Raw genomic sequence first — 17,083 nt, 5'->3', positions numbered from 1 at the left:
GTTGCCGATGTATACAATTATTGATAAGCAAGCTACCGTAAAACAAATAGTACCTTCTAAGCGGATTGATATTTTGTCAATGCCTACATATTTTTGGGGCAAAGAGTATAGAAATATGATGTATGGTTATCACTGGTGTATAATTGATGATGAATAAAGTATTTACGCTGCAATTGGTAATAGTGTAAATGTGATTTATATGGATACAGATAGCAATATGGTAGTTTCTGTTACTTCTTATTTTAAGCTAACAGTATTTGATAGAATAGAAAGAGGATTTTCAATTCACATTAGTGAGTTGGGAATCCTCTTTACGTGGTAAAATTTAACTGCATATGAAAAATAAAACCACAACTTATTCTAGACTAAAACAGGGCATTTTGCCAATGTTTATTTCAGATTTTCTTGATAGTGACTTTTGACGAATCATGGAGGGAATCAATATGGACGTCAGGAAGTAGTGTATGCCTGTGAAGATTGTAGAGGTTGTCCTTATACAAAACAGAGTAAAAAGACAGAAGATAAGAACCGTGCGTTAAGAATCAACAGATCCATACAGGCGGAAGGATCCTTTGGTATCATGAAGAATAACCGCTGGTATAAGAGAATTGTAAGAAAAGGAATTGATTCTGTAAAACTAGAGATATACCTAGTTTCTATTGGTCAAAACCTATATAAATATCATAAAAAACAAATGCGATGTAAAAAAACACATAGTAAAAAATTTGCTATTAATGAGATGACGTAGTCACTTTTTTATTTTTGACTAAAAATTGACAAATATATATCGTAGTGATATACTACGAAGTACGAGCATTGCACTGCGATATATCAAATAAAATAGAGGTGTATTAATGGATAATCATATAAAAAAAGTATATGTTCCTATGACAGAAACTGGTTTTTATATTCTTTTATGTTTACGAGAAGAATCACACGGTTACAGCATTGTACAAAAAGTAGAAACATTAACAGAAGGCGCAATTAGAATAAGTCCAGGAACAATGTATGGAACTCTTTCAAAGATGGAAAAGGATGGTCTTATTTGCTTTGTAAGAGAAGAGGATAAAAGAAAGATTTATCATATTACAGAATTAGGAAAACAGGTGTTAGAATTGGAAATGAATCGAATAGAACGTTTATATCGAAATATGCAGGAGGTACGATGCTTATGAAGAATACAAAGATAGAGTTTAGATTTTTCACAATTCCTCAGTGGAGGCAAGAACAAGATTATCTAAGACAACAACATAATAAAGGATGGGCGTTTACGAAAGTTGATTTTATTGGGTTGTATCATTTTGAAAAATGTGAAGCGCAGGATGTGGTTTATCAATTGGATTATAATCAGGAAGGAATTGCAAATAAAGTTGAATATGTACAAATGTTTCGTGATTGTGGATGGGAGTATTTGCAAGATTATGTTGGATATAGCTATTTTAGAAAAGCGTCATCGGAAATGAATGGTAACGAGGAAATATTCTGCGATGATACATCTAGATTAGAAATGATGAAAAAAGTATTTAAGGGTAGAATGATTCCTCTTATTGTTATTTTTTTCACTATAATAATTCCGCAATTATTAGTGCATAGTAATTTGAAAGGGTCATTGTCAAATGGATTAACATTAATCTTTATAATCTTAGGTTTTGTATATCTGATACTATTTACATCGTTTGGTATACAGTTTTGGAAATATTGGAAGTCATTGAATTAAGACAGTAAAACAAGGGGTGAGAGGACTTGGGCAAATGGTTTTAGTCTTAACTCAGTTCTTTTTTGAGTAAAGCCTACAAGGGTGTTAATACAATAATCAAAAGAAAAGTCGTTAGAGAAATCTAGCGACTTTTTTTGCAAACAGATAGAAATAATAAACTTTTTTGAAAGGAAATTTTAGTGGGGAGCATTCGATAAACATACTGACATTATTTCATGAGCGTCTTTGATTACTTGAGTCTATAAAATAGACGCAATAGAACTTTGAAAACTGTACGATAGATTTAGGTAGCTTAAGCCGTCATTTACAGTACACAAAAGTAATACTTGAAGAATAAAAATGGTAGAAATTGTTGAAAATGTTCGCTCAAAAGAATATACTAAAAAGTACATGTTGTAGAGTTTTTTGGAGGTAAATCAGTAAAAGGATTATGAATTCTATAGAAAATGAAATTCAGAAAAGGAGTTTTATAATATAATTGAGAAAAACATGCAGTGGATTTTTGATTCTGCAAGAGGAGAAGGGTACCAAATTTGGGAAAAGGGGACTAGGTGCATGACAAATGAAAAGTTAGCAGAAATAAGGAATGGTTTTGAATCGGCATACATTGATGGAACATTTTCTTCTAATTTAGCTTATAAGCCGCAGTTTGTTTCAAACAATAATAAAGTAGGAAAGAAGGTACTCTCATCCATTGAGGATGAGCTTTTAGTATGTGATCAGTTCCAGATCAGTGTAGCATTTATTACTATGAGTGGAATTACACCTCTACTTCAGACACTTAAGGAACTTGAGAAGAAAAATATTCCTGGAGAGATTCTTACAACCAATTATTTGAATTTCAGTGAGCCTAGAGCATTAGAAAAATTAAATGGACTGAAGAATATTACGCTTAGAATGTTTGATGTAAAAGCGGCTGATGAAGGCTTTCATACTAAGGGATATATTTTTAAGAAGGATGAAATTTATAGGATCATTATTGGTAGTTCAAATATTACAAGTGCAGCATTAACCAGTAATCGTGAATGGAATACAAAACTGGTATCTACTGAGCAGGGTGAGATGGCGAATGAGATTGTTGCGGAATTTAATGAACTTTGGGACTCTAGATATACACTTGAGTTAGATGAATTTTACGAAACATATAAAGAACGATATAAAATCATTAAGCGTCAGCGCGAGATTGCAAAATTGGATGAAATTTCATCTATTGAAAAATATCGATTACAGCCTAATAGAATGCAGGTCCGATTTATTTCTAATCTTAGAAAAATATTAGCTAAAGGTAAAGAAAGAGCTCTTCTAATTTCAGCAACAGGAACAGGAAAGACATATGCATCAGCATTTGCTATGCGTGAACTTTCGTTTAAAAGAGTATTATTTTTAGTTCATAGAGGACAACTTGCACGTCAAACAAAAAAATCTTATGAAAAGGTATTTGCGAAGTCAGTTTCAATGGGATTAGTTGGAGTTGGATATCATGAATATGATTGTGATTATGTATTTGCAACAGTTCAAACATTGAATAGAGATTCACATTTATTAGAATATGATCCAGATGCTTTTGATTGTATAATACTAGATGAAGCGCATCATACGTCTGCTGATACGTATCAGAAGGTAATGAATTATTTCAAGCCAAGGCTTTGGCTTGGTATGACAGCAACACCTGATAAGCGAGATGATACAATTGATGGTAAAAATATCTATGAGATTTTTGATTATCAGATTGCATATGAGATTCGACTTAAGCAGGCCATGGAAGAGAATATGCTTTGTCCATTTCACTATTTTGGAATCAGCGATATTTCTGTGATGGATGACAAGCAGATCAAAGCTAAAAAAATATCTGAAAGAGATTTTAACCAGCTGACAGGGGATGAACGTGTACGTCATATAATAAAACAGGCTGATTATTATGGATATAGTGGGGAACGTGTGAAGGGATTAATCTTTTGTTCCCGAATAGATGAATCTGAAAGCCTTTCTGCAAAGTTTAATCAGATAAAGAATCCAGCAACAGGAAATTCATATAGAACAATTGTATTGAATGGCAATGCGTCTGAAGATGAACGGCAAGAAGCATTTGAAAGATTGGCAATGGATGAAGGACAGGCTTCTGAAAAGAGACAGCCATTGGATTACATTTTTTCTGTTGAAATTTTAAACGAAGGTGTAGATATTATAGAGGTCAATCAGGTAATTATGCTTCGTCCTACACAGTCGCCTATCGTATTTATTCAGCAGCTTGGAAGAGGTCTTAGAAAAGCGGAGGGAAAAGAGTATGTTGTAATTTTGGACTTTATTGGGAATTACAATAATAACTTTATGATTCCAATTGCATTATCAGGAGATCGTTCTTATAATCCAGACACTATTCGTAAATATGTGATTAGTGGTAATAACACAATTCCTGGCGCTTCAACTGTTCACTTTGATGAGATTGCAAAGGACAAGATTTTTTCATCAATTGATAAGATCAAGGGTATGAAAGCGATTATCAAAGAAAGTTATATTTCTTTGAAAAACCGATTGGGAAGAGTTCCCTATCTTTTTGACTTTTATGAAAATGGAGAAGTCGATCCACTTGTAATTGTACGGGAATATAAGACATATCAAGGTTTCTTGGAATCTGTAGAGAAGGAAGGTTATGCTGGAAAAATAACGGAACAGGAAATGATTACGTTAGAGTATTTGTCAAAGACAGTACTTAGTGGATCAAGACCATATGAGCTTGAGATACTAAAACGTTTTATACTCCATGATGTGATCAATGTTGACCAGATGAAACAAGAATTTCAGGAGACATACGGCTTTGAATTTGATTTAGCTTCTTTTGAAAATTCGATAGAAGTTCTGCAGGGAAAATTTGTAAGCAAAGAGAATGAGCTTAAAAAGTACTGTCATATTGATATTGTAAATTACGATGAGAATAGTATGTTACGTAGACTTAAGGGATTTGCAGATCGTCTGCAGCATATGGAATTTTACAAACAGGTGAATGATATTATTGAAGTGGGGCTAAGAAGATATCGTGAAAAATATTCCGTTGATCATGCAGAGAACACACCATTTGTTTTGTATGAAAAATATTCAAGGCGTGATGTGAGCCTTTTGATGAATTGTGGCAAGGATCTATCATCAATCATGTATGGAATGAAGCGAATAGATGACGATGCATTTATTTTTGTAACCTATCATAAAGAAGAAAGTTCTGATGATAAGAATTATGTAGATGGGAAACCAGATTATGCAGATGCGTTTGAAGATAATATGATTTTTCGCTGGGATTCTCAAATAGGAAGAGGAATTGATAGTTCTTATGTTGCGGATGTAATGACAGCACCACGAAAACATCTCTTAGTTAAAAAATGTGATGCAGAAACATATTTCTATTACATGGGACAATTTGACGTAATAGAAGCTAAACCAGCTCGTAAGAAGGATAATAACGGAAAAGAACGTGATATCGCAAAATTGCAGATGAAGATGCATCATGCAGTTAGAGAGGATTTATTACGTTATTTACAGAGTAATATTAAGAAAGAGGAGGTGAAGGCAGGATGAAAATAGTTAAAGTAGTGGCTGCAGTGATTAGATCTGTTAATGAAAAGGGAGAACCAATAATTTTTGCTACTCAACGTGGTTATGGAGAATTCAAAGGAGGCTGGGAATTCCCTGGTGGAAAAATTGAAGATGGTGAAACGCCTTATGAGGCGCTAAAGAGAGAAATTAAAGAAGAATTGGATGCGGAGATTTCAGTAGGAGATCTAATTGATACGATAGAATATGATTATCCGACATTTCATCTTTCCATGGATTGTTTTTGGGCAGAGATTGTTTCGGGTGAGCTTGTGTTAAACGAGCATGATGATGCAAAGTGGTTGATAAAAGATGAACTGAATTCAGTGGAATGGCTTCCAGCAGATATTTCGATAATACATTCTATTGAGGGAAAAATTTAGATATTATTGATAGTTGTTAGTAATATGATAGTTGGGTAATACTTGAGTAATTATTTAGTAAAAAAATGTGCTGATAATTAGTTTAGGAGAATAAATATGGGAATACGATTAACAGGAGTAAGTACACCAGTAGGCGGCTTTTCATGGGAGTATACAGGTAGTTCTAATGGGCTGCCGATTTCAGATAATACATCACTGGGATATAAAATTAAGGTTTTTATAAGTTCGATATGTGGAGATAGTGGGAAATATGATAAAATGCGATCAGAATTAAGAAAAAAAATAGAAGAGACTCAACTTGCTATTGTATATACCTTTGAAGGAGAAGAATCGTCTACATTAACTGCAAAAGAACATTATACATGGGCATTGGAGGAATCAGATATCTGTATTTTTCTGATAGATAATAAAGACGGGGTAAGATCAGGAGTACAAAATGAAATAGATACAGCACAAAAATATAAGATAAAATCTATATATTATTTTTGTGATGAAAATTCTACTGAAAAAACTGCTTTAGAAAAGAGTCTAATGGGTGCTAATTATGCAAAAAGTAAGACAATACATAAGTTCGAAGATTTGTGTATAAAAGGAGCAGAAGCGCTAATAAATGATATTGTTAATGTATACCATTATTATTGTAAAGGGAAATTAGTTAATAGAAGTATGGAAGTACTAGAAGATATTAATAGGGTAAATATAGAAGATTATGAGAAAATACAAAATTCAATAATGCCTAAAATGGCTTTAAAAAATCTTGATAAATGCAAAGAATATATTTTGAAAATAACTGTTGGCTTTTCTAGTGCAAAGATAATGAAGGAAAAAGTAAAAACTAGTGAATTAGATGTATGGGGTGTTGAATTTATTCAAGTTTTGTTTGAAAATAAACCAATAAGACAATTTAATGTTGGAATGTATTTAAATTTATTAGAAGAAAAACAAAATGATGATTTTCATTCAGTTGTTCAATTACGATGGGATGCAATCCAAAAATTCTTCTCAGGTAATGTGGAAAAATGTATTGAATCTTTAGATAAGGCTTTGAGTATAGCCAGAAATAATAATCAACCGATGTGGTTGATTCAGGATATCCTTATTGACTTAAGAAACCAAAAGTCAGTGCTTGATACGATGAATAATACCTTTTCAGAATCTGAAGCACAGAAACAGTTGAATGAATGTGAAGAACAATTATTTTATCCAGTCATTGATAGAATAAATGTATCACTTGAAGAAAAATATATAGAAGGTCTCTATAAGAAAAAAATTGAATCTCCATACACAATTTCTTTGGGTAATAATTTTGAGCAATATGGAGATTTACTTGCGAGTTTGCTTGTTGTAGCTATGTATAATGGGTCACTAACTCATATTCTTATGCTTTATAAGAAGATTAGAGTTTTTCTTTTTTACCTTACATGTAAATATGAGGATTGGAATTTAAGACGCGATTTACTAAAAATGGCCATTTATTCTGGTAAAGATAAAGAAGTTGATAGAATTTTAAATTCATATCCTGAAATATTAAATAATTTACAGGCTCAAGATGCAAAGGATATAATGGTGTTTTGTAAAAATAATCCAATTAAGCATAGGCGATTTATAGTAGAGTTACGTGCGTTTGGGTGTGTTGGATATTATCTATCAGATTTTGAATTTGAAAAATATAAAGTGTATATCATTAGTGAAATAGAAAAGTGGATATATTCACAAAAACCTATTGTTATTATTGGACAAAGCATTTTTAAATGTTTAGGTGGGGTTGCCTTTAGACTAGAACAGGACGAATTAGCAGAATTATGTTGTTCGTTTTTAGAAAAGAAATATATGCGATGGTATACGGATATGTTTAAATTTATGGAGAAATACTTGGATCTGAATAAAATGAGCCAAGAGGTGGCAAATAGATTATTAGAATATATTGTTGGTACTATTGCAGATGAAAAGGGAAGAGAACAAATTTCAAATGCACCATTCTTCTTAGCTAATTTCAAAAAACAAAACGAAGATTATACTTTGAAACTTGATATGGAAATCGAAAGTTATATGCCTGATTTTTATAATAATAGTTATAAGTTAGAAACAACAAAAGATAAGCAAAATGTTTATTCGGAGTTTGTTAAAAAAAATGTATATCAAATAAAATCAAATAATGAAAAACAAGGCAAAAATGGAACTTTCTTTGGACATGGTGAATGTGAAATAGAAACGCTTAGGGCTATTATTCTAGATGAGGGTTTTGTATGTGAAGAAGGAATGATAAATGAGTTGATACCAGTACTAATCGATACAATTTCAGCTTCAAAAGAGGATATAAATACAAAAGTAGATGCAGTTTCATTACTGAATTGTGTTCTTGAAAAAAATCCTAAACTATTGAAGGCTAATTATGAAGAGTTAAAGGTACTATGTGAAAATCGTGATAGTATTATAGTTGAAGATAATATATTCTTTTCATCAAATATTGATAAAGTTTCTCTGAAAATTGGTTTATGTTTATTAGCGTTTACTATTGGTTTGGATGTATATTATGATTTTATGGAGGCTTTGTCACAAATTCAGAATGATACGGCCACAACAATAAAAGTATTAACTATCATCAAAAAATATTATGAAATAGATAAAGATATTTCTCTGCCAGAGAAAGTAGAAATAATTTTGTTGCAGAATGTTTTACAATGGCTTAGAAATGATAATTTAGATGTTAGATGGAATACAACGTTTATTCTTTTAGCTTTGGGTAAGAAATTTGATAATAATGAAATTATAGAGCAGAAACTTCTTGAATTAGTAAATTATGATTGTGTTTACATTAAGAACTTAATTCTTAGTCAGATTATAAAGAATAATGTAGTTGCTGAAACAACAAGGGAATATATTATTTCAAAATGTGAAGAGGATCCATCATTTGTTGTTAGAAAGGTGTGCAAAGAAATTTCCAGTAACTGCTTTTTCAATGGTTAAATACATTGTTAGAATAGAAGTTCTTCATTTTTTGCCTTGTTTTTTGTTTCTGCTAAGAAACTTGCGAGTCAAATATATCCATAGTAAAATAACTCTATAAGAATGGTAAAAATAATATAATAATGTTTATTATATATGTATGATGAAATAATGCCTGATTCAAAGGAGATATACAAATGGAAAAGAAACGAATTACAATGAAAGATGTTGCAAAAGAAGCGGGAGTTTCAACGGCAACCGTTTCATATGTGTTGAATTATCTGGAAACAGAACGAATAAGTCATGACACACGTTTAAAAGTGTTTGAAGCCGCCAAAAAGTTAAAATATGTTCCTAATATGGCTGCAAAGTCATTATCAAGTAAACGTAGTATGCTGGTAGGAATTATTGTAAATATGGAAGAAAAAAATAGAAAAAGCAAATTATATGAGTATTATGACTTGACTAGAGAAATGCAGAAACTTCTGAATTTAAAAGGATATGATGTTTTTTTTCTTGCTACGAAAGAAATGGATCAGGATATCTCTATTAGCAGGAGACGCTCTTTGGACGCTGTATTTGTTATGGATATGAAAGAAGAAACGTTAAAAGCGATAGCAAAACAGTTTTATGTGCCGACGATTTTTATAGATGGATATGTGAAAGATGCACTATTTTGCAAGATTTTAGCCAATCCGGTAGAAATTTTAGAAAAAGCTCAGGAATATTTGGGGAATGAATTTTATGTAGTGATGGAAAATTATGCAAACAAAAACCTATTATGCGGAATTGCAAAAAAAGTTGCAGAAGAAGATATTTTTGTTAATCAATATGGAAATGACTTGGTTGAATTTTTGAATGTACATAGAAATAAAAAAGGATTGGTGATAGGTGAATTATTGGGGATGCAAGTAGAAAACTATGTGGATAATAGGAATATTTTAGTAGTGGTACATACAGATAATGATAATATGTTATTACCCGATACAAAAACAATGATAATTAGTAATAAACAAAAGGCGAATAAAGCGGTAGAAATAATGGAAAAGTTACTTCTCGTAAATGAACAAGAGCCGGTAGATGAAGTAACATATATTCGAATAGAATAAATTTTTCTGAAGGAAATTGTGATAATAACTAAAATTCACAATTTCCTTTTTTTATACTTAAAAATAGGTAAGTGCTTAATAAATAAGAACGAACCAAGAAATTACTTGAAGTTATAAGGGTGCAGTAAAGATAGGTATTTGCTTAATAAAAAGATTTTAATCATGGTTAAGTAAATATTACTAAATAGTAGATTGTTTATATTTAACAAAATATAAATATTTAACAAAATAAGATTGACAATATTTAGCAAAATGCTTAAACTTACATTAGTTAAACGCTTAAGCAAAGCAATAATATAAGCATTAGCGATATATGCTTAAGAGAAGTGAAAGGGATGATGAAAAATCAATGAATAAAAAGAAAACTGCGTTTTTGTTGTCTATGGTTCTGTGGGGAAGTGGTCAATTTTTTATTTGTAAGCAAAGATTAAAAGGAGTTCTTTTATTTGCCTTTCAATTATTACCTATCATTATTGAATTATTTACTGGGTATTGGTTGGAGTATGCACAAGGGTTAATCACTGACTTTTCCATACGTCTTCATGGAGGTTTTTTTACAAAAGGAATATGGGGATTAATCACTTTAGGGGAAAAAGCAGGGGGGCGTTATGGTGATCATTCTACAATATTGTTGATTAATGGGATAATGGCGGTTATTATTCTGCTGCTTTTATTGGTGGTTTACATATGGAATTTATGGGATGCCTGGAATTCGGCAAAGTATACTGGAAAAGTCTTTCCATATCTTATATTAGTTCCTATAGGAATAGCGTTCTTTTTTGTTGTTATTATGCCAATTGTCTTTACATTTTTAACTGCATTTTTAAATTATAACCGAGATCATTTGCCTCCGGGCCAGCTTTTAGATTGGGTGGGGATAAATAATTTCAAAAAGTTGTTTACAGTTTCTAACTGGTTTGAGACCTTTTCTAAGGTTTTAATATGGACAGTGATATGGACATTGGCATCTACCTTTGGCACATATTTTTTAGGGCTGTTTCAAGCAGTTATCTTAAATCATAAAGCAGCAAGAGGGACGAAAATTTATAGGACCATACTGATATTGCCTTGGGCAATTCCCCAAATGGTAAGCTTATTGGTCTTCAGAAATCTTTTAAATGGGCAATTTAGTCCTATTAACCAGTTTTTGTTGGAACACGGACTTATACGAGAGAATATCCCGTTTCTGTCGGATCCTTTAACTGCTAAAGTTACCGTTATTGTTGTTAGTATATGGTTGGGATTCCCGATGTTTATGGTTATGATGTCAGGCATTTTGGCTAATATGGATCAAAGTTTGTATGAAGCAGCATCCTTAGACGGAGCTAATCGATTCCAGTGTTTTTTTAAGATTACACTACCATTAGTTTTTAAAGCTACCATGCCAAATTTAATTATGACAATGGCGGCGAATTTTAATGGTTTCGGGCTAATATACTTCCTTACACAAGGCGGTCCGGCAAATGCAAACATGCAGTTTGCCGGTGATACAGATATTTTGATTTCATGGATCTATAAATTGACCTTGGATCAAAAAATGTTTGATATAGCAGCAGTTATGAGTGTTTTGCTGTTCTTCATAGTAGGGGTAGTATCATTATGGAATTTTAGAAGAACAGTATCGTTCAAAGAATTATAGGGGGGAAGTAGACATGAAGAAAAAAATAATAGCAATTATAGTAAATGTAGAACTAATTATCATGTCTTGTATTGTGCTGGTTCCTGTAATTTGGATTCTTTTGTCGACTTTTCAAGCAAATGGAGTTGCAGGTAAACTTTCGGTATCGAAACTGACTTTAATTAATTTTAAAAAGTTGCTTAGTGAAACAAATTATGAATTATGGTTTTTTAATACATTAAAGATTGCATTGATCAGTACGGTTTGTTCCGTTTTTTTGATTATGGTGACTGCGTGGGTAATGTCGCGTTTTAATTTTAAAGGGAGAAAGACCAGTTTATTAGCAATGATGATACTATCTATGTTTCCGACATTTTTGTCTATGACGGCAATACACACTTTATTTCAGACAATTGGATTAATGGGGAAGCCGATTTCCTTGATCGTAGTATATTCGGTTGGCGCGATTCCATATAATACCTGGTTAGTAAAAGGGTATTTAGATGGAATTCCTAAGTCTATAGACGAGGCTGCCTATATAGATGGCTGTACTAAAATTCAAACCTTTAGAAAGATAGTGCTTCCACTATCCAAACCTATTATTACATATTGTGCAGTATCCCAATTTATGCTGCCATGGATGGACTATATTTTACCGAATATATTACTATCCAATGATAAAAGCAAAACTCTTGCAGTAGGTCTGTTTGCGTTTATTCAAGGAAGGGAAAGTACATATTTTGGGATGTTTGCGGCAGGAGCATTGTTGATAGTGATCCCAATTACGTTAGTATTTATTATATTTCAAAAGTACCTTGTTCAAGGTGTAGCAGCAGGTGCAGATAAAGGTTAAGGAGGAAAAAATATGAAGAGCAAAAAAATAATTTGTAAGTTAATGGTAGGTATAATGATAGTTGGAGTTTTAACAGGGTGTGGTAAAAAAGTAATTCCTACAGAAGCTACTAAGGTGCAGGAAGATACTAAAGAGTTAAAAGCAGAAGAAGGTGCTAAATTGCTATTTTGGGCAAAACCTGGAGAACTAGAATATGGAAAAGCGGTTGCAGAATCTTTTCAAAAAGAATATGGAGTTAAGGTTACCGTACAGGAAAGCGGTCTGGATGCAGTGAATAAAATGATGCTGGACGGACCTTCAGGTAATGGTGCTGATATCTTTATGGCAGCCCATGATACATTTTCTACAGCGCATGATGCAGGACTTTTACTGGAATTAAATAATAGTGTTACAGAAAAAATAAAGGAACAAGTAAATGAAACTGCTGTGAAATCAGTGGAAAAAGCCGGGAAACTATACGGTGTACCGGTATCTGTAGAAACATACGGTTTGTTATACAACAAGAACTTAGTAAAAGACGAGCCGGCAGAAACAATGGAACAAATTGTAGAAGAAGCGAAAGCGTATAACAATCCGGGAGAAAATAAATTTTGGTATTTAACAGCAGTAAGCGATGGGTTTGCAGCATATCCATTTTTAAGTTTAGATGGATTTTCGGTATTTGGTAAAAATGGAACAGATAATGACAATCCAGGATTTAAGACACCGGAATTTGAAAAAGGATTAGAAAATATTTCTGCACTTAAAGAAATTATTCCTATTAAAGCGGAAGACCTGAAAATGGAAACAGCGTCTCAATTGGAGCAAAATTTTAAAGAAGGAAAAACAGCATATTATCCAAGTGGTCCCTGGCTTGTAAAGACTTTGAAAGAAGATAACATTGATTTTGGAGTAACGACTCTTCCGACTTGGGGTGGAAAACAAATGAAATCATTTGCAAGTATTCAAAATGCTTATGTTTCTGCATATACGGATTATCCAAAAGCAGCACAACTATTTGCAAGTTATTTAATATCAGAAGAAGCAGCATCTTTATTGTACGAAAAGGTTTATAAAATAACATCTAGAAAAGATATATCCAATGTTTCAGGTCTGAAAGATGATGAACAATTAAGAGTATTTGCAGAGGCTTTCAAAGATGCAGTCCCGATGCCTGCAGTGAAAAGAATGTCATACTATTGGACAGTAATTCAAGGAGTTATAAATCCAGTATTTGAGCAAAAAATGACCCCGACTGAAGGAGCCAGAAAAGCTCAGAAGGATTTTGATGCATTGGTAGAAAGTGAGTAGGATGGAGGAAATTAGTATGAATTTTGCAGCAGTTATTCATGAGCCTAAAAGTAAAATGTCATATTCTTATGATGAGAAAACAATTCATGTTAGAATAAAGGTTGGAAAAAATGATGCCCAACGAATTCGTATTCGCGCAGTGGACCCGTTTAATTGGATTCCAAGTAAGGAAGATTCTGAAAAATATGTGTTTGATACCAATACAATTGTGGAGATTCCAATGGCCAAAGAGTGTGAAACAGAGTATCATGATGTCTGGTTTGCGTCAGTGGAAGAGTTTGTATGGTCAAGAATCCGTTATGGATTTGTTATTGAAAACGAGACAGAGAAATATTTTTATGGAAGTAATCACGTTGTAGATTTGAAGAACAATGCAGAGGAAGAGAACAATATATGGAACTATTATAATTTTCCTTATATTAATACAGAGGATATTTATCAAGCACCTAAATGGGTGGAAGATACCATATGGTATCAGATATTTCCATATAGTTTTTCTAATGAAAATACAGAGAGTTCAGGAGAAAGTCATGGTACATTAAAAGGTATTATAAAAAAGCTTGATTATATAAAGGAAATCGGAATTAACGGTATCTATTTCACCCCAATTTTTTTGGCGGGCAGTGAACATAAATATGATACAATAGACTATAAACAAATTGATCCTGATTTTGGTACAAATGAAGAGTTTGCTGAATTAGTAGAAGAAGCCCACAAGAGAGGAATACGTATTATGCTGGATGCAGTTTTCAATCATTGTGGAAATAAGCATCCTTTCTGGCAGGATGTATTAAAAAAGGGAAAAAAATCAGAGTATTATGACTGTTTTTATATAGTTGATGATACAAAAGAACCAAATGAATTGATTGAAATAAATGGAGTGAAATTCAATAATTTTAAAACTTTTGGATATGTCGCTCAAATGCCGAAGTGGAATACCGGAAATCAAAAGGTCAGAGAATATTTATTGAATGTTGCGACTTATTGGATAGAAAAATATCATATTGATGGCTGGAGATTAGATGTGGCAAATGAGGTTTCGCATGATTTTTGGCGAGTGTTCAGAAAACGTGTGAAAGATATCGATCCCAATTTGTATATATTGGGAGAAAACTGGGATAATTCAATGCCATGGTTAGGTGGAGATCAATTTGATTCAGTGATGAACTATGAATTTATGAATCAAATATGGAATTTTATAGGGACCTGCGAGTTAGGGAAAGAAAGGAAAAAATCTTTTACAGCGCAGCAGTTTAAAAATGGAATGAGTGAATTAATATCTTTTTATCCAAAGCCGGTCCAGAAAGTAATGTTCAATTTGCTAGACAGTCATGATACAGCAAGGATAATGAGTATATGTCGTGGAAATATAAAAGCGGTAATGTTAGCTTATGTGATACAAATGACATTTGCAGGCTCGCCAAGTATTTATTACGGAAGTGAGTTAGGACTTGATGGAATGGAGGAAAATCGAAAATTTATGCCATGGGATATTGCAAAAACAGATCATGAATTGAAAAGGCATATACAAAAACTAATTCAGATAAGAAAAACAAATTCGTGTTGCAAAAGCACAAATATACATTGGTTAACAGCAGATAATGTTACAGGGACGGTTATTTATAAGAAATCCTCAAAAAATTCGAAAATGTATGTAGTAATACATAATAATGAGAAAGAAGAAGAGATTATACTGCCGGATGAAATGAGAAACAAAATCTTTAAAGAAATTTATAGGGAAGAAAAAATAGAAACTACAGAAAATCTGATATTAAAGCCATATGAATTTTTAATATTATCGAAGTCTCATATGCAAAATTATGATTAACTATTGATTTTGAATTTGGCCATGTTATAGTGATATCAAGAAATGAGCTAACAACTCAAACAAAATTTATAGGGTATAGAATCCCAACAAAGAAGATAGTGTAGCATGAGAAAAGCATCTACAAATTGTGGATGCTTTTCTCGTGCAACAATTTAGGAAGTATAAGTATGATGGGGCATAAATTTATAAATTTTATGTTTGCCATACTATCGATGGAAAATCATTTTAATAAATTTTGAACTTGACATTATTTCTAATACGTAATATATTACTTATATAGGTAATATGTTACGCTTTAGAAAGGAAGTTTTATGGATATAAAAGAAAATCAGCAAGAAACAAACCAGCAGGCCATCATTTTTGGAAATTTATTTTTATTAGCGAATAGATTACAAATTGTTTGTGATCAATATCTTGATAAGGACAACATAACAACAAAACAATGGCTTTTACTGGCTGCAATTAGCCAGTTTACTGATCGTTCACCAACGCTTACTGAGGTATCGGGGTTGCTTGGATATTCGCGTCAGAACATAAAACAGCTTGCATTAAAATTGGAAAAGAATGGATTTGTTGAAATTCGAAAGGATGAACATGACACAAGGGCATATAGACTTGTTCTGACCGAAAAATGCAATTTGTTTTGGAAAAATAGAGAGGATATGGACAATAGGTTCATAGCGTCGATATTAAGCGGCCTAACTTCTGCAGAAACCAATATCTTATCAGATTGTATCTCAAAAGTAATGGAAAAGATTGATGAATTTATAGATAGCAATTTAGCTGGGAGAGAAAGTGAATGAAGAAAAGTCATGTATTTATAGTCATCTTATTAATCGTAGTAGTTATATGTATTTTGGTTTATGTTTCAAAGGGTATTCAAAGAGAATACAAGAAAATGGTCAAAATGGCTTTTGAAAAAAACAAAGTTGTTAAAAGTGAGATACTTACAGAAGAGGATATTAAGAATTTACCAAAACCCGTTCAGAAGTATCTTACTTATACAGGTGTGCTGGGCAAAGAAAAAGTGCACAGTTTTCGAGTGATTGCAGATGGTGAGATTAAGATGAATAGAGATTCTGACTGGGCAAAGATTGAGATTGAGCAAAATAACATTATCAACGATGAACTAGTAAGATTATTCTATCTTAGAATGAATATGTTTGGAATTCCCGTTTATGCTTTACATTCCTATACGGATGAGGGGGCATCTATGGTTGGGAAATTTGCAGGGTTGTTTACGGTTATTAATTCGAAAGGTAAAGAAATGCGAATCAGCGACACCGTAACTTTACTGAATGATATGTGCCTCTTTGCACCAGCTACTCTTATTGATAAGCGAATTACCTGGGAACAGATTGATAATACAACGGTTCATGCTGCTTTTAAGACAGAGTATTGTACGGTTACTGCCATATTATATTTTAATGAAAAGGGTGAATTGATAAATTTTACAAGTGAAGACAGGTACTATGCTAATAATAATGGTACTTACCAAAAAACTAAATGGACGACTCCATTTCAAGAGTATAAAGTAATTAACGGTTTGAACCTGCCTTCCTATGGTGAAGCTATATGGAATTTTCCTGAGGGGGATTATTGTTACTGTAAATTTAATAATATTAAGAGTATTGTTTATAATAACGAAAAGTAAAAAATTGAAATATCGGGCAAAATTATCCACATGGAGATGAAAAAGTGTAAATTTTATTAGAAAAGATTCTTTGCGCAAGCATAGAATCTTTTTTGCTTTATGA

Annotated in this window: 13 protein-coding genes and 1 pseudogene; all 14 read left to right on the top strand. The window is 32.3% G+C overall.

Going from position 1 to position 17,083, the window contains the following annotated elements:
- Window positions 1-7 precede the first annotated feature (7 nt).
- The 14 genes and pseudogenes from DWV06_RS18320 (at window position 8) to DWV06_RS05555 (ending at window position 16,980) form a co-directional block, all read left to right on the top strand.
- On the top strand, window positions 8-157 hold the full coding sequence (locus DWV06_RS18320) for a hypothetical protein (RefSeq protein WP_155522617.1): 150 nt from the start codon (window positions 8-10) through the stop codon (window positions 155-157).
- A gap of 276 nt (window positions 158-433) precedes the next feature.
- A pseudogene (locus tag DWV06_RS05615) lies at window positions 434-748 on the top strand (transposase); the annotation flags it as partial.
- 106 nt (window positions 749-854) lie between these two features.
- A complete protein-coding gene (locus tag DWV06_RS05610) occupies window positions 855-1,175 on the top strand; it encodes a PadR family transcriptional regulator (protein ID WP_115481200.1) in 321 nt (106 codons plus the stop codon).
- Complete coding sequence (locus DWV06_RS05605) at window positions 1,172-1,717, top strand: DUF2812 domain-containing protein (protein ID WP_115481269.1); 546 nt, start codon at window positions 1,172-1,174, stop codon at window positions 1,715-1,717. The genes DWV06_RS05610 and DWV06_RS05605 overlap by 4 nt, the downstream gene beginning before the upstream one ends.
- A 555-nt stretch (window positions 1,718-2,272) precedes the next feature.
- Window positions 2,273-5,284 carry a DUF3427 domain-containing protein gene (locus tag DWV06_RS05600; protein ID WP_115481268.1) on the top strand — a complete coding sequence of 1,004 codons (3,012 nt, stop codon included), beginning with the start codon at window positions 2,273-2,275 and terminating at the stop codon, window positions 5,282-5,284.
- Window positions 5,281-5,682 (top strand): (deoxy)nucleoside triphosphate pyrophosphohydrolase, encoded by a 402-nt coding sequence (locus DWV06_RS05595; protein WP_115481199.1) that lies wholly within the window; start codon window positions 5,281-5,283, stop codon window positions 5,680-5,682. Before DWV06_RS05600 ends, DWV06_RS05595 begins: the two co-directional genes overlap by 4 nt.
- A gap of 96 nt (window positions 5,683-5,778) precedes the next feature.
- Window positions 5,779-8,649 carry a hypothetical protein gene (locus DWV06_RS05590; protein WP_115481198.1) on the top strand — a complete coding sequence of 957 codons (2,871 nt, stop codon included), beginning with the start codon at window positions 5,779-5,781 and terminating at the stop codon, window positions 8,647-8,649.
- A 176-nt stretch (window positions 8,650-8,825) separates the two neighbouring features.
- A complete protein-coding gene (locus DWV06_RS05585; protein WP_115481197.1) occupies window positions 8,826-9,737 on the top strand; it encodes a LacI family DNA-binding transcriptional regulator in 912 nt (303 codons plus the stop codon).
- A 349-nt stretch (window positions 9,738-10,086) separates the two neighbouring features.
- On the top strand, window positions 10,087-11,376 hold the full coding sequence (locus DWV06_RS05580) for a carbohydrate ABC transporter permease (RefSeq protein WP_115481196.1): 1,290 nt from the start codon (window positions 10,087-10,089) through the stop codon (window positions 11,374-11,376).
- Between the two features lie 13 nt (window positions 11,377-11,389).
- On the top strand, window positions 11,390-12,208 hold the full coding sequence (locus tag DWV06_RS05575) for a sugar ABC transporter permease (RefSeq protein WP_115481195.1): 819 nt from the start codon (window positions 11,390-11,392) through the stop codon (window positions 12,206-12,208).
- 12 nt (window positions 12,209-12,220) lie between these two features.
- The gene (locus DWV06_RS05570) at window positions 12,221-13,498 is read left to right on the top strand and encodes a sugar ABC transporter substrate-binding protein (protein WP_115481194.1); all 1,278 of its coding nucleotides are present in this window, start codon (window positions 12,221-12,223) and stop codon (window positions 13,496-13,498) included.
- 16 nt (window positions 13,499-13,514) lie between these two features.
- Entirely contained in the window at window positions 13,515-15,326 is a 1,812-nt protein-coding gene (locus DWV06_RS05565) for a glycoside hydrolase family 13 protein (protein WP_115481193.1), read from the top strand.
- Window positions 15,327-15,637: 311 nt separating this feature from the next.
- On the top strand, window positions 15,638-16,129 hold the full coding sequence (locus tag DWV06_RS05560; protein ID WP_115481192.1) for a MarR family winged helix-turn-helix transcriptional regulator: 492 nt from the start codon (window positions 15,638-15,640) through the stop codon (window positions 16,127-16,129).
- Window positions 16,126-16,980, top strand: coding sequence for a DUF6544 family protein (locus DWV06_RS05555; protein WP_115481191.1), 855 nt, complete (start codon window positions 16,126-16,128; stop codon window positions 16,978-16,980). The genes DWV06_RS05560 and DWV06_RS05555 overlap by 4 nt, the downstream gene beginning before the upstream one ends.
- Window positions 16,981-17,083 lie beyond the last annotated feature (103 nt).

It is taken from the genome of Anaerosacchariphilus polymeriproducens, from assembly GCF_003363435.1.
Taxonomy (GTDB): domain Bacteria; phylum Bacillota; class Clostridia; order Lachnospirales; family Lachnospiraceae; genus Anaerosacchariphilus; species Anaerosacchariphilus polymeriproducens.
The sequence above is the reverse complement of the archived record's forward strand: the minus strand, read 5'-3'. Positions and strand labels throughout refer to the sequence as shown.